This window comes from Tardiphaga sp. 20_F10_N6_6 (assembly GCF_052076045.1).
GTDB classification, from domain to species: Bacteria; Pseudomonadota; Alphaproteobacteria; order Rhizobiales; family Xanthobacteraceae; genus Tardiphaga; species Tardiphaga robiniae.
Genome location: NZ_CP197239.1, coordinates 1,377,298 through 1,393,837 on the forward strand (window position 1 = coordinate 1,377,298; position 16,540 = coordinate 1,393,837).

General features: G+C 62.0%; 20 protein-coding genes. 8 read left to right on the forward strand and 12 right to left on the reverse strand.

Annotated elements, in window-relative coordinates:
• Position 1 precedes the first annotated feature (1 nt).
• The 5 genes from AB7813_RS06565 to AB7813_RS06585 all read right to left on the reverse strand — a co-directional run bounded on the left by AB7813_RS06565 (position 2) and on the right by AB7813_RS06585 (position 4,990).
• The gene (locus AB7813_RS06565) at positions 2–877 is read right to left on the reverse strand and encodes a branched-chain amino acid ABC transporter permease (protein WP_089263899.1); all 876 of its coding nucleotides are present in this window, start codon (positions 875–877) and stop codon (positions 2–4) included.
• Positions 878–943: 66 nt separating this feature from the next.
• Positions 944–2,164 (reverse strand): ABC transporter substrate-binding protein, encoded by a 1,221-nt coding sequence (locus AB7813_RS06570; RefSeq protein ID WP_089263898.1) that lies wholly within the window; start codon positions 2,162–2,164, stop codon positions 944–946.
• A gap of 37 nt (positions 2,165–2,201) precedes the next feature.
• A complete protein-coding gene (locus tag AB7813_RS06575) occupies positions 2,202–3,425 on the reverse strand; it encodes an ABC transporter substrate-binding protein (RefSeq protein WP_439083339.1) in 1,224 nt (407 codons plus the stop codon).
• Positions 3,426–3,495: 70 nt separating this feature from the next.
• Positions 3,496–4,242: an ABC transporter ATP-binding protein gene (locus tag AB7813_RS06580; protein ID WP_089263896.1), complete on the reverse strand. Its 747-nt coding sequence runs from the start codon at positions 4,240–4,242 to the stop codon at positions 3,496–3,498.
• Positions 4,235–4,990 (reverse strand): ABC transporter ATP-binding protein, encoded by a 756-nt coding sequence (locus AB7813_RS06585; RefSeq protein WP_089263895.1) that lies wholly within the window; start codon positions 4,988–4,990, stop codon positions 4,235–4,237. Before AB7813_RS06585 ends, AB7813_RS06580 begins: the two co-directional genes overlap by 8 nt.
• A 404-nt stretch (positions 4,991–5,394) precedes the next feature.
• Here AB7813_RS06585 and AB7813_RS06590 point away from each other — a divergent pair, with 404 nt between their 5' ends.
• Complete coding sequence (locus AB7813_RS06590; RefSeq protein ID WP_120292245.1) at positions 5,395–5,997, forward strand: hypothetical protein; 603 nt, start codon at positions 5,395–5,397, stop codon at positions 5,995–5,997.
• A gap of 3 nt (positions 5,998–6,000) precedes the next feature.
• Here AB7813_RS06590 and AB7813_RS06595 read toward each other — a convergent pair whose 3' ends face one another.
• Both AB7813_RS06595 and AB7813_RS06600 read right to left on the reverse strand, forming a co-directional pair.
• A complete protein-coding gene (locus AB7813_RS06595) occupies positions 6,001–6,348 on the reverse strand; it encodes an ArsC family reductase (protein WP_120292243.1) in 348 nt (115 codons plus the stop codon).
• Positions 6,349–6,491: 143 nt separating this feature from the next.
• A complete protein-coding gene (locus AB7813_RS06600; protein WP_439064091.1) occupies positions 6,492–7,067 on the reverse strand; it encodes a DUF308 domain-containing protein in 576 nt (191 codons plus the stop codon).
• 240 nt (positions 7,068–7,307) lie between these two features.
• Between AB7813_RS06600 and AB7813_RS06605 the strand changes: the two genes are divergently transcribed.
• From AB7813_RS06605 to AB7813_RS06615, 3 genes are all read left to right on the forward strand, one after another.
• On the forward strand, positions 7,308–7,721 hold the full coding sequence (locus AB7813_RS06605) for a MarR family winged helix-turn-helix transcriptional regulator (protein WP_089264628.1): 414 nt from the start codon (positions 7,308–7,310) through the stop codon (positions 7,719–7,721).
• 72 nt (positions 7,722–7,793) lie between these two features.
• Positions 7,794–7,952 carry a DUF5993 family protein gene (locus tag AB7813_RS06610; RefSeq protein WP_175366187.1) on the forward strand — a complete coding sequence of 53 codons (159 nt, stop codon included), beginning with the start codon at positions 7,794–7,796 and terminating at the stop codon, positions 7,950–7,952.
• A gap of 7 nt (positions 7,953–7,959) precedes the next feature.
• Entirely contained in the window at positions 7,960–8,508 is a 549-nt protein-coding gene (locus AB7813_RS06615; RefSeq protein WP_439064092.1) for a disulfide bond formation protein B, read from the forward strand.
• A 54-nt stretch (positions 8,509–8,562) separates the two neighbouring features.
• On the opposite strand, the gene AB7813_RS06620 is transcribed toward AB7813_RS06615, so the two are convergent.
• Positions 8,563–9,477, reverse strand: coding sequence for a hypothetical protein (locus tag AB7813_RS06620; protein ID WP_439064093.1), 915 nt, complete (start codon positions 9,475–9,477; stop codon positions 8,563–8,565).
• 140 nt (positions 9,478–9,617) lie between these two features.
• Here AB7813_RS06620 and AB7813_RS06625 point away from each other — a divergent pair, with 140 nt between their 5' ends.
• Complete coding sequence (locus AB7813_RS06625) at positions 9,618–10,277, forward strand: HD domain-containing protein (RefSeq protein ID WP_439083337.1); 660 nt, start codon at positions 9,618–9,620, stop codon at positions 10,275–10,277.
• Positions 10,278–10,286: 9 nt separating this feature from the next.
• On the opposite strand, the gene AB7813_RS06630 is transcribed toward AB7813_RS06625, so the two are convergent.
• Together AB7813_RS06630 and AB7813_RS06635 are read right to left on the reverse strand one after the other, a co-directional pair.
• A complete protein-coding gene (locus AB7813_RS06630) occupies positions 10,287–10,793 on the reverse strand; it encodes a cytochrome P460 family protein (protein WP_439064095.1) in 507 nt (168 codons plus the stop codon).
• Between the two features lie 12 nt (positions 10,794–10,805).
• A complete protein-coding gene (locus AB7813_RS06635; protein ID WP_439064641.1) occupies positions 10,806–11,810 on the reverse strand; it encodes an alpha/beta fold hydrolase in 1,005 nt (334 codons plus the stop codon).
• Between the two features lie 254 nt (positions 11,811–12,064).
• On the opposite strand from AB7813_RS06635, the gene AB7813_RS06640 reads away from it, so the two are divergent.
• Both AB7813_RS06640 and AB7813_RS06645 read left to right on the forward strand, forming a co-directional pair.
• Complete coding sequence (locus AB7813_RS06640; protein ID WP_439083336.1) at positions 12,065–13,645, forward strand: winged helix-turn-helix domain-containing protein; 1,581 nt, start codon at positions 12,065–12,067, stop codon at positions 13,643–13,645.
• Positions 13,642–14,139 (forward strand): peptide deformylase, encoded by a 498-nt coding sequence (locus AB7813_RS06645; protein ID WP_439083335.1) that lies wholly within the window; start codon positions 13,642–13,644, stop codon positions 14,137–14,139. The genes AB7813_RS06640 and AB7813_RS06645 overlap by 4 nt, the downstream gene beginning before the upstream one ends.
• 15 nt (positions 14,140–14,154) lie before the next feature.
• On the opposite strand, the gene AB7813_RS06650 is transcribed toward AB7813_RS06645, so the two are convergent.
• Positions 14,155–14,448 (reverse strand): hypothetical protein, encoded by a 294-nt coding sequence (locus AB7813_RS06650; protein WP_439083334.1) that lies wholly within the window; start codon positions 14,446–14,448, stop codon positions 14,155–14,157.
• On the reverse strand, positions 14,441–15,190 hold the full coding sequence (locus AB7813_RS06655; RefSeq protein WP_246297412.1) for a DUF899 domain-containing protein: 750 nt from the start codon (positions 15,188–15,190) through the stop codon (positions 14,441–14,443). Before AB7813_RS06655 ends, AB7813_RS06650 begins: the two co-directional genes overlap by 8 nt.
• A gap of 122 nt (positions 15,191–15,312) precedes the next feature.
• On the opposite strand from AB7813_RS06655, the gene AB7813_RS06660 reads away from it, so the two are divergent.
• The gene (locus AB7813_RS06660; RefSeq protein WP_175366194.1) at positions 15,313–16,533 is read left to right on the forward strand and encodes a helix-turn-helix domain-containing protein; all 1,221 of its coding nucleotides are present in this window, start codon (positions 15,313–15,315) and stop codon (positions 16,531–16,533) included.
• The last annotated feature ends 7 nt before the right edge of the window (positions 16,534–16,540 follow it).

A 16,540-nucleotide genomic window follows, 5' to 3' on the forward strand; every position in this document is an offset into this window, starting at 1 on the left:
ATCAGGCAGCCCGTCCCGTCAGTCCGGAAGGTTTCACAAGGAGCACCAGCACCATCAGCACGAAGACGACGGTGTTGGAGGCCTCGGGGTAAAAATACTTGGTCAGACCCTCGATGATGCCGAGGGCGAAACCGGTGATGATGGAGCCCATGATCGAGCCCATGCCGCCGATCACGACGACTGCGAACACGACGATGATCAAGTCCGCGCCCATCAGCGGGCGCACCTGGTTGATCGGCGCCGACAGCACACCGGCGAGTGCTGCGAGACCGACGCCGAGCCCGTAGGTCAGCGTGATCATCAGCGGCACGTTGATGCCGAAGGCGCGGACCAGCGTCGGGTTTTCGGTGGCAGCGCGCAGGTAAGCGCCGAGCCGCGTGCGCTCGATCAGGAACCAGGTCGCGATACAGACCACCAGCGAGAAGATAACGACCCAGCCGCGATAGATCGGCAGGAACATGAAGCCGAGATTCATGCCGCCCTTGAGCGCATCCGGGATCGCGTAAGGCAGACCCGACGAGCCGAAATAATTCTGGAACACGCCCTGGATGATCAGCGCCAGACCGAAGGTCAGCAGCAGGCCATAGAGATGGTCGAGATTGGCGATCCATTTCAGCATGGTGCGTTCCATCACCATGCCGAACAGGCCGACCGCCAGCGGCGCCAGGATCAGCGCCGGCCAGTAGCCGATGCCGGCCAGATTGAGCAGGAAGTATGCCGCAAACGCGCCCATCATATAGACGGCGCCATGGGCGAAATTGATGATGTTCAGCATGCCGAAGATCACGGCGAGGCCGAGACTTAACAGCGCATAGAACGAGCCGTTGATGAGTCCGACCAGCAATTGCGCAGACAGGGCCTGTAGATTGATCGACATGTTGTTCTCAACTTTTATCGCAGGAGAGTCTTGGCCCGGCAGCGCGGCGCCGCCGGGCCAACGGTCTTATTTCTTCAGCAGCGCACAAGTGCTCTTCTCAATCGGTGTAAAGGCCTGATCGGCTGGCACTGTACCGGCAAGCTTGTAGAAATCCCACGGCGCCTTCGATTCCGACGGCTTCTTCACTTCGAACAGATAGCCCGGGTGAATCTTGCGGCCATTGGCTTCGATCTTGCCCTGCCCGAACAGCGGATCGTCGGTCGGCAATTCCTTCATCTTGGCAACGATCTTCGCGCCATCATGCGGATTGCTGCCGAGCGCTTCCAGCGCCTTGAAGTAGTGGATGAGGCCGGCATACACGCCCGCCTGCACCATCGACGGCGGAGCGCCGTTCTTCATGCGCGCTGCGAACTTCTTGGAGAAGTCGCGGGTCTTGTCGTTCAGGTCCCAGTAGAAAGTCTCGGTGAAGCTGAGGCCCTGTGCGGTTTCAAGACCGATCGCCTTGACGTCGGTGATGAACAGCAGCAACGCCGCGAGCTTCTGACCGCCCTTGGCGATGCCGAATTCAGCCGCCTGCTTGATCGAGTTGGTGGTGTCGCCGCCGGCATTGGCCAGACCGATGACCTTGGCCTTCGACGACTGCGCCTGCAGCAGGAAGGAGGAGAAGTCCGCGGTGTTGAGCGGATGCTTGACGCCGCCGACCACCTTGCCGCCCGAGGATTTGACGACTTCCGAGGTATCGCGCTCCAGCGCGGCACCGAAGGCGTAGTCGGCGGTGAGGAAGAACCAACTGTCGCCGCCGGCCTTGACCATCGCCTGCCCGGTCGAATGCGCGAGCATGTAGGTGTCGTAGGTCCAGTGCACGGTGTTCGGCGAACACTGTGCATTGGTGAGATCCGATGTCGCGGCGCCCGAATTGATGTAGACGCCGTTCTTCTCCTTGACGATGTTGTTCACCGCCAGCGCCACGCCGGAATTCGGCACGTCGACGATGGTGTCGACCTTGTCCACGTCGAACCACTGCCGCGCGATGTTGGAGCCGATATCCGGCTTGTTCTGGTGATCGCCAGAGATGATGTCGATCTTCCAGCCCTTGGCCATCAGACCGGAATCCTCCGCCGCCATCTGCGCAGCCAAGGTCGAGCCCGGGCCGCCGAGATCGGCATAGAGACCGGACTGATCGCTGAGTGCGCCGATCTTGACAGTCTTGTCCTGGGCCATGACGACGCCCGCCATGGCCAGCGAAAGCGCCGTGCCGAGAAGTGCGGTCGAAATCTTGTTTTTCATGACTTCCTCTCAATGATTTGGACGACGGGCTTCTAAATTAGGTCTTCTTCAAAAGCGGACAAGCACTCTTGTCGAGCGGCGTGAAGGCCTGATCGGCAGGGATCGTCGCCACCAGCTTGTAGTAATCCCAGGGTCCCTTCGACTCCTCGGGCTTCTTGACCTCGAACAGATAGGCCGGGTGCAGCTTGCGGCCGTTCGGCTGAATCGTGCCCTTGCCGAAGATGATGTCGTCGGTCGGGGTCGCCTTCATCGCATTGATGATCTTCAGGCCGTCATGGGGGTTGCCGCCCATGGCGTCGAGCGTCTTGAAGTAATGGATCAGGGACGAATAAACGCCGGCCTGCACGGTGGTCGGCATGTTCTTGTTCTTCATGCGCGCCTGGAAGCGCTTGGAGAACCCGCGCGTGCCGTCGTTGAGATCCCAATAGAACGTCTCGGTAAAGCTCAGACCATTGGCGACCGGAAGTCCGAGCGCATGGATGTCGGTGATGAACATCAAGAGACCAGCCAATTTCTGCCCGCCCTTGATGATACCGAATTCCGACGCCTGCTTGATCGAGTTGATGGTGTCGCCGCCGGCATTGGCGAGGCCGATCACCTTGGCCTTGGACGCCTGCGCCTGCAGCAGGAACGACGAAAAGTCCGCCGTGTTGAGCGGCGGCCGGACGCTGCCGATGATCTTGCCGCCCTTCGCAGTGACAGCGTTGGTGGTATCGCGCTCCAACGCGGTGCCGAAAGCATAATCCGCCGTCAGGAAGAACCAGGTGTCACCACCGTTCTTGACCATGGCGGAGCCGGTGCCGTTGGCGAGCTGATAGGTGTCGTAAGCCCAGTGAATGGTGTTGGGCGAGCACTGTGCGTTGGAGAGATCGGAGGTGCCCGATCCCGAATTCAGATAAACGCCGTTCTTTTCCTTGACGATATTGTTGACCACAAGGCCGACCGACGACGTCGGCACGTCGACGATGGTGTCGACCTTGTCGACGTCGAACCATTGACGCGCGATGTTGGAGCCGACGTCGGGCTTGTTCTGGTGATCGCCGATCACGACGTCGATCTTCCAGCCCTTGGCCAGGAGCCCGGAGTCCTCGACGGCCATTTGGGCCGCGACCACCGAACCCGGACCGGTCACGTCGGCATAAAGGCCCGACTGGTCGTTCAGCACGCCGATCTTGGCGGTCTTGTCCTGGGCGAACGCAAGCGAGCTTGCGCTCATCATCAGCGCAAAACCCAGCAGCGACGTCGAAACGGCTTTTTTCATTCTGTGCTTCCCTACCCGTATTGATGGTTGTGTCTATCGTCGGACCGTTGGCTCGGTCCGTTATTCGATATTAGACGCCGAGATACGTATGCAGCTTGTCCATATTCGCCGAGAGCTCGGAATTGGCGAAGCCATCGATGATCTTGCCGTGCTCGACGATGTAGTAGCGATCCGCTACCGTGGCAGCGAAACGGAAGTTCTGCTCGACCAACAGGATGGTGAAGCCTTCCGACTTCAGCCGCGCAATGGTGTGGCCGATCTGCTGGATGATGACGGGCGCCAGCCCCTCGGTTGGCTCGTCCAGCATCAGGAAGCGCGCGCCGGTGCGCAGGATGCGCCCGATCGCCAGCATCTGCTGCTCACCGCCGGAGAGTTTTGTCCCTTGGCTGTTGAGACGCTCTTTCAGATTTGGAAACAGCTCGAAGATCTGATCCAGAGACAACCCGCCCGGCCGGATCGTCGGCGGCAGCATCAGATTCTCTTTCACGTCGAGGCTGGAGAAGATGCCGCGTTCTTCCGGACAGAATGCGATGCCCTGCTTCGCGATCTTGTCCGACGAGGTCTTGATGATCTCGTTGCCTTCGAACTTTATCGAGCCGGTGCGCTTGCCGATGATGCCCATGATGGACTTCAGCGTCGTGGTCTTGCCGGCGCCGTTGCGGCCGAGCAGCGTGACGACTTCGCCCGGCTTCACGTTGAAATTGATGCCGTGAAGAATGTGCGACTCGCCATACCAGGCTTCGAGATTCTCGATGCTGAGAATTGGATTGCCAGTTGCTGCAGTCGTTGCCGGTGCGGCCATTGTGATCTCAGCCATGCCCGGCTCCCAGATAAGCTTCCTTGACGCGCTCGTCCTTGGTCAGATCGGCGTAGCTGCCTTCCGCAAGAACCTTTCCGCGAGTCAGAACGGTAATGATGTCCGACAGATTGGACACGACGCTGAGGTTATGTTCGACCATCAGGATGGTATACTTCGCCGAGATGCGCTTGATCAGCGCTGCGATCTTGTCGATGTCCTCGTGGCCCATGCCGGCCATCGGCTCGTCGAGCAGCATCATCTCGGGGTCGAGCGCCAGCGTAGTGGCGATCTCTAATGCCCGCTTGCGGCCATAGGGCATTTCCACGGCGGGCGTATTGGCAAATTCGCTGAGGCCGACGTCGTCGAGCAGTTCAGCGGCGCGTTGATTGTACTGATCCAGCACGCTCTTGGACCGCCAGAAGTCAAACGACGATCCATGCTGGCGCTGCAGTGCAACACGGACATTTTCCAGCGCCGTCAGATGCGGAAACACCGCGGAAATCTGGAACGAACGTACGAGGCCAAGGCGCGCCACGTCGGCGGGCGCCGTCGCGGTGATATCCTTGCCCTTGTAGAAAATCTGGCCGGCGGACGGCTGCATGAACTTGGTCAGCAGATTGAAACACGTCGTCTTGCCGGCCCCGTTAGGGCCGATCAATGCGTGAATGGTGCCGCGGCGAACTTTGAGACTGACATCGCGGACTGCGAAAAAGCCCGCAAATTCCTTGGTCAATCCGTTGGTTTCGAGAATGAACTCATCGGTCAAGCAAATTTCCCCCATCGACCTTCCCGGCGTGTGTCTCCGCCAGTGGCCAACTTTTTGCGCAGCCGCATTTCGGGGAAAACTGAAAGTCATCCCCGCGCGGCCACATCGAGTGGCGCGAATATGCCGTCAACGCGACGGCGAACGCAAGGTGCAATGCGGCAGAATTGGGTGGACTGCCTGTCGCACCGACTTCGCCCTTAGTCGTAGGCAGTTAGCCCCCTGCGCATGCAGAAAGCAGAGTCCGCCTGCGACCGGTCCACCGTGCAGAACGCACCATCTGTTTGCGCCGCAAGGAGCTTTGAAAATCGCTCGTTAATTGTATTGCGAGGCGACTTCCCGCGTTCATTGATTATTTGCTTGCTGTACTCATACTACCCTCGATCGATATCAGGGGGATCGTTGCCGTGGACTTCCAGAGCGCCGACGCGTCCGTGGTGAAGTCCATTCGGCAGCGCGATCTGCTGAACTGCTGGCTACGGCTCTATGCGCCGCAACAGGCCCTGCCCGATATCGCCAACTATCGCCCGGATCGGATGGACGACGAACGTCCTGATCTCGTCGACTACATTGTTAATCACAGCACGGCACCGCCGCGGCTCATCATCGACAGCAACGGCACCCGCATGGCGAGCGCCTATGGTACCACCGGCAAGGGCCGCTATCTCGACGATTATCTCGGTCCGATCCTCGGTCCTGTCGTGCTGCCGGCCTATCATGAATGTATCGCACGCGAGTTGCCGACTTACACCGTCTCGATGATCGACGATGTCAACGGTCGTGTTGTCGCCTATGAGCGGATGCTGATGCCGTTCTCATCAGGCAATGGCGTCACCCATATCATCGCGTCGCTCAAGACGATCAGCGAGGACGGTGGATTCGAAATCAAAAATCTGATGCGCGGCCATCACAGCGTGCCGGTGCCGAAACTCCGCGCGGTGATCGATCGCAGCCTGTCCTATCGTGCACCGCACCGGCTCGCGGCCGGCGACGTCGTCGAGATCGACTGATCGCTATTTTACGTCTTTTGCGTAAATCTCCGGCTTGAAGCCAACCACAAGCTTGCCGCCAAGATCGAGCACAGGCCGCTTGATCATCGAGGGCTGCTCGAGCATCAGCGCGATTGCCTTGCTCTCGTTCAGACCTTCCTTGGCAGCGTCATCCAGCTTGCGAAACGTGGTGCCGGCGCGATTGAGCAGCGTCTCCCAGCCGACCTCCTTGGCCCAGCGCTGCAGCCGCGCCTTGTCGATGCCTTCGGCCTTGTAGTCATGGAAGCTGTAGGCGACGCCATGGCTGTCGAGCCAGACGCGCGCTTTCTTCATCGTATCGCAATTCTTGATACCGTAGATGGTGATGGCCATGAGATGTCGCCGTGCCTGCCAGGAGTGATCGTCGTTCTGACCTGACTAGCAGATCAGGCAGCAGCGGCTGACAGCAAATCCGCGATCATCCACAGAGGCGGCCGATGATGCTGGGGCCGGCATCATCGGTTTATCCTCAGATCTCAGGCCGTACGCCCGCGGTTCGCGAAGATCAACCACAGCGCCGACACCAGGAAATAGAAGGCGCCGAAACCGGCATAGGGTGCGACGTCCACGATTGTCGGCACTGTGGCGCCGCCCGCCTGCTTGACAAAGAACAGGCCGGCCGCGGTCGACTGCGCGCCGCTCAGGATCATCGCCCACTGCGCACCGAATGCGCGCCAGCGTCGAACGCCGGTCACGAGTTGCGCGAGGCCCGCCAATGCCGCCCAGACGCCGAACACCGCGAGTACGGCATTCATCCCCGTGCGCAAGGCGATGGCCACGGCCAGTGCGGCAATGAGGCTCACCCCCACATTCAGCGCCTGCGAGGGATTGGCCAGCAAGCCGCCGCTGCCCTGGGCATCGAACCAGTTCGCAAGTGCATCCCAGGCGGGGTAACTGACCAGCAGGATGGCGGCGGCCCCGGGCGACGAGACGCCAACGGTGAAGGCGGCTGCCACCCAGGCTGCCGCGACGATGCCGCGGACGAGGTAATAACGTGCGAGGTCTCCGCTCGCTACGGCCGGCAGGCTGGCGGTTCCCTGTGGGACGGTCATTCTGGTCTCCATCGAAGCTTGGACCGGGCGCTCTCCACCGGGCTGGCGGAAGAACCTTGGTCAAATTACATATTACGATAACTAATATCGCGATATGTTTATTGGCTCGAGCAGGCCGCCTTGTCCATATTTACTTATCGCGATATACGTTATTGTGATATCGACGTGAGGAGAGTTGCCGTGGTGCCCGCCGACATTCCGCTGGATCACCAGCTCTGTTTTTCGCTCTACAGCGCCAGCATGGCCATCGGCCGCGCCTACAAGCCGCTGCTCGACGCGCTCGAGATCACGTACCCGCAATATCTCGTGCTGAGCACATTGTGGGAGGGCGGCGCACAGAGCGTCGGCGGCATCGCCGACCGGCTGGCGCTGGAATCGAGCACGGTCACGCCGCTGGTGAAGCGGCTCGAACAGGCCGGCTTCGTCGCGCGCAAGCGCAATCCGGACGATGAGCGGCAGGTCGTCGTCAGCCTCACTGCCAAAGGCGTGGGTCTGCGCGAAAAATCCCGCTGCCTTGGCGAGACGTTGTTCGCCGCAGCCGGCATGACGCCGGAACGGCTGATCGCCCTGAACAGCGAGGTCCATGCCTTTCGGGATGCCGTGACCAACTACACCGGCAAGACAGGTGCGACCGTGGCGGAGACCGCCGACTGACGCAGATGACACGCGACAGGGCGCCAGCGAATCTGTCGTAAGATACCGGACACATTCAGCGCCGGAGCGACCATGGAGTTCACCGCACTTTTCCTGGCGATCGCCATCACCATGCTCGTCGCATGGTATGGCAGCCGCAGCCTCGCATTCTCTCTGTTCGCCGTTGTGCTGATTGCCTGCGTGGCGACCTTCCTGCACCACGCCACCGACGCGCTGAAACTGTCGTTCTGAGGCCATCATGACCTCACATCGCGCTATCGCCCTCAACGTCCTCGCACTCTACGCGCTCGCCGCGCTGCTCGCGGCCGCCTTTGCCGCCCAGTTCATTTTGGGCGAGCTGCCCTGCCCGCTATGCCTGCTGCAGCGGATCATGTTCGCACTGCTCGCCATAGGTCCGATCCTCAACATCCGCTTCGGCCCACGTCCCAGCCATTACGCGCTGTCGCTGCTCGCCGCCGTGGTCGGCGCCATCGTCTCGACGCGGCAGGTGCTTCTACACATCACGCCCGGCGATCCCGGCTTCGGCACCGCGCTGTTCGGCTATCACTATTACACCTGGGCACTGATCGGCTTCATCGCAGCCATCGTTCTGTTGTCGCTGGTGCTGCTGTTCGACCGGCAATTCGAGAAGGCCCCCGCTGCTCACTCGGCGCCCAGCGTCATCGCCCATGTTGCCGTCTGGCTCGTGATCGGCCTGACGGCTGCGAACGTCGCCTCGACCTTGCTCGAATGCGGCTTCAAGGCCTGTGCGGATGATCCCGTGGTGTATGAGCTACTGAAGCGATAGCGGCGTCGTTCCCCGCGGGTGCGAGCGACCTTACAAATGCGTTGAGCTGGCACGTCAGGACGACCAACCCGTATTGTCGTAGATCTCTCCGAACGTCTGAACCGCGATACAGTTGACTCCCATCGACTCCAAGAAAAAGAGCTTTCCGGCCTGCCTGTCGTCAGACATATCGTTTTTGTAAACATACCAAGCTGGATGAAAGCGCTCGCGAAACTTCTTGAAGTACTTGGCACGCTCAATAAGAAGCCAGCCGAGAAAGACTTCGTTTTCTTCAAGAGCCAAACCAAAGATGAGCAAGGGCTTATTGAATACAACATGAATCCAGGTATTCGCACCTGCCCAAATGCGACGATCCTTTGCTCCAAAGAGAGGGGCGGCGCCGCTGCGATGAAGCCAAGTCCGGGCTCGCTGAACCGACCCCATATAGTGGCTAAGTCCCAAGCGAATGCTGCGCTTGTATTTTACCATCCCGTTAATGTGCCAAACGCCGAAAGAAGCGCACGGATCAGTGATAGCTGTTTGGCTAAAGTGACACTCCCACGGGTAGTAGCTCGTAAATTTCGGATTTTGCGGACGCCAGAACTGTGCATTGACGGCATCGCTCAACACTTGATCGAAGTTCGTCGTGAGCACTGGAGTACAGTGTCGTACTGCCCAGTTCATGATCTTCCGGTGATGTGGGAGTACATCCCAACCGTCCAGGAGCGCACAAAATTGCTCCTGCAGAGCACCGATCTTACTCCCAGACAAGAGCTCCAGCACATCATAAAATTCTGTAAGCGTCGTGCCAGGTGGCACCTCAACAAGCCCGGGCGAGCACTCTTGAGCAATCTCGACGAGCAGCTGATCCCAGGAATTTACACGTTTCGATTCTACGTATCGGTGGATGCCGTTTCCGATGATCAGAGCCAAATTATCGCTGCTCTGCTCAAGCAAGGCGCTAAGGCTGTTGACGGGGTTATTGGCCACAATTCCTCATGATGCTGCTTCGGCGATAAAACGGCATACACACTCAGCCTTGCCGCCTGAGTTCTACCCGTTCGCAATCCGAATCTAATGACATCAAAACACGCTTGGCAACGCCCGGCGGCCAATCTAACAACGACGCCATGACTGAGATCACCGGTATCGCTGCCGCCTTCGCTCCGTTCGAAACGCTGGCCTCTTCACTTCTGCATCACATCGAGACCGATGACGGATCGCATGACGTCGCGCATCTGGCGCGTGTCTGGTCCAATGTCCGCGCCATCCAGAAGGCCGAGGGCGGCGATCCCGAGATCCTCGCGGCAGCGACGCTGCTGCACGACTGCGTCGCCGTCGAGAAGAGCTCACCGCTCCGCGCCAGTGCCTCGCGCCTCGCTGCCGAACATGCCGTGATCCTGCTGGCGCCGCTGGGCTGGACGAACGATCGGCTGGACCGTGTCGCCCACGCCATCGCGGCGCATAGTTTCTCGGCCAAGATCACGCCCGAGACGATCGAGGCGCAGATCCTGCAGGATGCCGACCGGCTGGATGCTATCGGCGCCATCGGCATCGCGCGCTGCTTCTACACCGCCGGGCGGATGCAGTCCCTGCTGTACGATCCCGAGGATCCCGCTGCACGCCGTCGCGCCTTTGACGATCGCAATTTTGCGATCGACCATCTGCCGGCGAAACTGACGCTCGCGGACGGCTTCAACACCGCCACCGGCCGACGCATGGCACAAGAACGCCACGCGCGGACCGAGGCTTTCCTCACGGCGTTTCTGGCCGAGGTCGGCGTTTCGTGAAATGGGCGCTTACGGCGCCCACTTCGTGAACACGTAATCCCGCTCCTTCACGCGTGCCTCGTGACACGCAAAGCAGGTTTCGTGCTGTGCCTGATCCACCGGCTTGCCGTCGATGAAGCGGCCGAAGCCCCAGCCGCCTGACGCGGGGTATTTCTTCGAATCCTTCACCATGACCTGAACCGTGGTCGCGGCGCCGGGGATCGAGGCAGATTCGAATTCCGGCGACTGGGTGTGCTTCCAGGCGAGCTTCACCAGCACCGTGCCATCGGGAAACGGGAGCTGGCCGTCCCGATAGGCTTTGACGGCGATGTCGTTGCCGACCACGGCGCGTAATTCATTCAGAGGCTCGGCCTCCTGCGCCGGCGCGATCAGCTCCCATTTGCGGTAGCCATCGGGAAGCCCGACGCCATAGATCGGCGACAGGTTGGCGGGACTGACCGTGTTGGCGGCAAAGGCCGCCACCACCACGGATGACACCACGCCTGCTGCGAGGCTCGCTGCAAGAATCCATCGCATCGCGGCTCTCTCTCAGCGTGCCATCGCGTCGGCGTCGATGATGGCCTGGGCGAATTCACGCGGTGCTTCCTGCGGCAGGTTGTGACCGATCCCGCCATTCACCGTGCGATGCTCGTACTTGCCGGTGAACTTCTTCGCATAGGCCTTGGGATCGGGATGCGGCGCGCCATTGGCGTCGCCTTCCATGGTGATGGTCGGCACCGCAATCACCGGCCCCTGCGCCAGCCGCTTCTCCAGCTCATCATATTTCGCCTCGCCCTGGGCGAGTTCGAGCCGCCAGCGATAGTTGTGGATGGTAATGGCGACGTGATCGGGATTCTCGAACGCCTTGGCTGATCGGTCATAGGTGGCGTCATCGAAATTCCACTTCGGCGAGGCCAGCTTCCAGATCAGCTTGGCGAAGTCGTGCCGGTACTTGTCATAGCCCAGCCGGCCGCGCTCCGTGGTGAAGTAGAACTGGTACCACCATTCCAGTTCAGCCTTCGGCGGCAACGGCATGCGGTTGCCCTCCTGGCTGCCGATCAGATAGCCGCTGACGGCGACCAGCGCCTTGACGCGCTCGGGCCAGATCGCAGCCAGAATGTCGGCCGTGCGGCCACCCCAGTCGTAGCCGCCGACCACCGCCTTCTCGATCTTCAGTGCGTCCATGAACGCGACGATGTCGGTGGCGAGCGCTGCCGGCTGGCCATTGCGCACCGTCGCGTCGGAGAGGAAGCGCGTCCCGCCATAGCCGCGCAGATACGGGATGATGACGCGGTAGCCGGCCGAGGCCAGCAGCGGCGCGACATCCACATAGCTGTAGATGTCATAGGGCCAGCCGTGCAGCAGCAGCACAACGGGGCCGTTCGCCGGGCCGTCCTCGGCATAGGCGACGCTGAGGTCGCCGGCATTGATCTGCTTCAGCGGCTTGAACGACGTATGCGTGCCGCGCTTGATGGCCGGGAGCTGCTTGCCGGCCTTGGCGGCCTGCGCCGCGGCGGAGCCGATGCCGCCGAACGGGGCCGCGGCGATGCCCATGAGCGCCGCGCCCAGCAGGCTGCGGCGGTTGAAGTGGCTGGTGTCGCGCTTGTCATTCGTCATGGTGCAGGTCCTCCGGGCAATGACGGTTGAGGCCGTCGATATGCGGACCATGCCGCGGCGTGGCGGCATCCGCTTGAAGGATTCTTAGATTTTCTCTTGAGAAGGCCATGATTTATCGTTGAGACGGGGTGTGCTAGGGGAGGCTCCTGCGCACAAGGCCTTGGCGCGACAACAGGTATTGGACCCCTATCTTGCTGTTCCGGTTCGACGAATTCGTCCTCGACACTGACCGGCGGGAGCTACGGCGGGGCACGGACACGGTGGCGGTGGAGCCGCAGGTGTTCGATGTGCTGGAATTCCTGATCCGCGCGCGGGACAAGGTCGTCAGCCGTGACGATCTGCTGGCCGAAGTCTGGCACGGCCGCATCGTGTCCGAGGCGACGCTCAGCAGCCGGGTCAACGCGGCCCGCACGGCCATCGGCGACAATGGCGAGCAGCAGCGGCTGATCCGCACTTTACCGCGGAAGGGGTTTCGCTTCGTCGGCGAGGTCATCGAACAGACCGACAGCCCCTCTCCGTCCGTGGTGACAACGCCCGCAACTGCACTCCTGCCCGCTACCGCCGATCCCGCAGGTTTGTCGATCGCGGTGCTGCCCTTCACCAATATGAGCGCGGATCCCGAGCAGGATTATTTCGGCGACGGTATCGCCGAGGAAATCATCACCGCGCTGTCCCGCTGCAGCGGACTGTTCGTGATCGCGCGCAACTCGTCCTTCACCTACAAGTCCAAGCAGGTCGACATTCGCGAGATCGGCCGCACCCTCGGCGTCAACTACGTGCTCGAAGGCAGCGTCCGCCGCGCCGGCGAGCGGCTTCGCATCATTGCGCAATTGATCGACGCCCGTTCCGGTGCGCATCTCTGGGCCGACAAATTCGACGGCGACCGCAGCGATGTATTCGACCTGCAGGACCGCATCACCGAACAAGCCGTCGCCACCATCGAGCCGACGCTGCGCATCGCCGAAATCGAACGGCGCAAGCACAGCCGGCCAAACGCGCCTGATGCCTATGACCTGCTGCTACGCGCCTATGGATTCGAACACGACTTCACGCCGGCGAGCATGAGTGCGGCGCTGGATTGCCTGCATCAGGCGCTGGCGCTCGACCCGACTTACGCGCCCGCGATGGCAGCGGCCGCCTATTGCCATGCGCAGCGACATTTCCAGGGCTGGATCAGCCCGGACGACGCCCATCGCAGCGAAGGCCTGGCACTGGCGCATCGCGCCATTGAGCGGATGCCGAACGATCCGCAGATCCTCTGGATGGCCGCGTTTGCGATCTGGAATCTCGCCGAGCCACAGACGGCGAAGGACGCGGCCATCGAATTGTTCAGCCGCTCGCTCGCGATCAATCCAAACTCCGCCACTGCACTCGCACTGGCCGGCTGGATCGAGACCATGCGCGGCCAGCAGCAGGCCGGCAGCGCTCTGCTCGACCGTGCGCGTCGCCTGAACCCGCTCGATCCGCACGGCTGGTTCGTCTCCGGTGCGCTGGCCATCGCCGCGATCATCGACGAGAACTATCCGGAGGCGATCGCTTGGGCGGACAAGGCGCTGCTGCAGAACCGCCGCTTCGCCGTCGCGCTGCGCGCGCTTGCCGTGGCGCTCGTGAAAACCGGCGCGCACGAACGCGCCGCGCAGGTAGTCGAGGAACTGCTCACCATCGAACCGGAGCTAACGGTCTCCGCTTTCTTTGCGCGCATCCCCGTCCCCGTCGAATCCATGGCGAAGACCTATGCGGATGCGCTGAAGGCCGCGGGGCTGCCGGAATGAGTATCCGCCCTATCGTCCGCTATCCCGACCTGCGCCTCACGCAGCCGGCCGCTGATGTCACCGTGTTCGACGATGTGCTGCGCGCGCTCGCTGACGATCTGCGCGACACCATGCATGCCGCCGCCGGCATCGGCATCACCGCGCCGCATATCGGCGTGCTGCTGCGCGTGGTCGTGCTCGATCTCGATCCCGTCAATGGCGCCCACACCTACGTCAATCCGGAGATCGCATGGGCCTCGCCCGAACTGATCATGCATCAGGAAGGCAGTGTCTCGATGCCCGGTGTGAATGACGACATCCAACGTCATGCGCGTATCCGACTCGCCTATCAGGATCTCGACGGCAATACGCAGCTCGAAGAGTCCGACGGCCTGCGTGCGGTTTGCCACCAGCACGAGATCGACCAGCTGAACGGCATGTTCTGGATCCAGCGCCTGTCGCGCCTCAAGCGCGAGCGGCTGGTCAAGCGGTTCGAGAAGTTGTCGCGCGCCTGACGCGCGCGACAACCGTCACGTCCGCCACCGCGATTGGCGACATCGGCCGGATATCAGCCTGAGCCAAGGCACGGTATGGAACAAACTCATCAGGGCATACATCACCACCATTCCGCTCCACGGCGATGAACGCGACGTTGAACAGAGCAGGTCCGGCGAACTGCCATCGAGCACACCCGTGAGCAGCGCCATCAATGCGAAGGCCGGTGCGGCCGCAAGGCATAGCCAGTGGGCAGCCGGCGCAAGACTACCCATTTTCCAGCGATAGGCCTTCGCACGATCCATGACATCGTTGAGGACGCTACTCATCGGTCTTCCGGAATGTCGCCTCGCCGGCGGCCGAGACTTCGACCCATTTCTTGTCGGGTGCGGCGCCGGCGACATAGTTGTCGTGCCAATTCCACCATTTGTAGGTCGGAGTCTGAGGGTAGCCTTCGGGCGAATCCTCCCAGACCTCCTGGCGGCCGAGCGGCGTCGCGTCGAGATAGCTCCAGGTGGTCCCCATCGCCTCGTCGCCGCGGCTGTTGATGAAATAGGTGCGGAACACGCGGTCACCGTCGCGGAAGAACACGTTATGGCCGTGCCACTCGTCGACACCGAAGTCGGCGTCGAAACTGTCTGTGATCGTGACCCACGGCATCTCCCAATCCATCCGCGCCTTCAGGCGTGCGATGTCCGCCTGCGGTGCCCGCGAGGCATAGACGAGCGTGGTATCACGGGCATTCAGATGCGCGAGGTGGGCGACCTGATCGGCACCCAGGGAACAGCCGCGGCAGGCGTGATCAGGCCAGCCGAACACGCCGGGCTCGAAGAAGGCGCGGTAGACGATCAACTGGCGGCGGCCGTCGAACAGGTCGAGCAAGCTGGCTGTGCCGCCCGGCCCCTCGAACGCATAGGCCTTATCCACTTCCATCCACGGCATCCGCCGGCGCTCGGCAGCGAGCGCGTCGCGCGCGCGCATGACAGCCTTCTCCTTCACGAGCATGTCCGTTCGCGCTGCCTCCCATACCTGCGGTGACACAATCGGTGGTGTTTTCATCGGTGCCGTCATGGCCTTCTCTCCACTTTCGTCCATCGTCATGCGTTCCCGACACGACTTGCCGGTTGATCGTCATGAGGTAGATTAGGATCCGGCAATGGACGGGTGGGAGTGACAAGTGTGGCGGGATTTGAATGGACTCCCTGATCACCGCCGCAGGTCACGCGCTCGCGGCGGGTGATCCGCTGGGTGCGTTGAAGCGTGTTGCATTGCGTGATGACGCGCCGGCGCTTGCGCTACGCGGCATCGCAATGGCGCAGCTCGGCGATTTCGCACGCGCGAAGGAGCTCGTGAAACGGGCCGCGCGCGCCTTCGGTGCGAAGGAACCCGTGGCGCGTGCGCGGTGCATCGTCGCCGAGGCCGAGATCGCCCTCGTCTCGCGCGATCTGAACTGGCCCACCAAGGCGCTCGACGCCGCGCGGCTGACGCTCGATGCCCATGGCGACCACGTGAATGCGGCCTATGGCGGCTATCTCGACGTCAGGCGGCTTCTGCTGATCGGACGTCTCGACGAAGCTGAGCGAAAGCTCGGCGCGCTCGATCCCGCGCCTCTGCCGCCCGCCTTGCGTACCGCTCACGCGCTGGTCGTCGCCGGCATCGCGATGCGCCGCCTGCAGGCGAAAAAGTCACGCACCGCGATTGCCGACGCGCAGCGTGCCGCCAGGCTTGCCCGCATTCCGGCGCTAACGGCCGAAGTGGACACTGCGTCCCGACTTCTCGATGCTCCCGCTGCGCGTCTGATCGCACGCGGCGGCGAACGCGTGTTGCTGCTCGACGATGTCGAGGCGCTGCAGAATTCGAAAGCCATCGTCATCGATGCGTGCCGGCATGTCATCCGCTGTCAGAAGACAGAGCTGTCGCTGGCCACCCGGCCCGTTCTGTTCGCCCTCGCCCGCGCACTCGGCGAAGCATGGCCTGCGGATGTTTCGCGCGAAACGCTGCTGGCGCGCGCATTCCGCGCCAGACATGCCGATGACTCTCATCGCGCGCGGCTCCGCGTCGAGATGGGACGGCTGCGCAAACTGCTTGCGCCGCTGGCCGAGGTGAACGCGACCAAGCCCGGTTTTGCGCTGGTCCTGCGCCGCGCCCGCGACGTCGTCGTGCTGGCGCGGCCGGTCGAGGAAGAACACGCCGCAGTGCTCGCGCTTCTCGCCGATGGAGAAGCCTGGTCGAGCTCTGCACTGGCGCTCGCGCTCGATACCAGCCAGCGCAGCGTTCAGCGGGCACTCGACGAACTTGCCGCCACTAACAAGGTACAACCGTTCGGACGCGGACGGGCGCGCCGCTGGATGTCGCCATCCCTGCCGGGACTCGCGACGATGTTGTTACTCCCGCCGCCGCTGCCGGATCATTAGGGTCGTC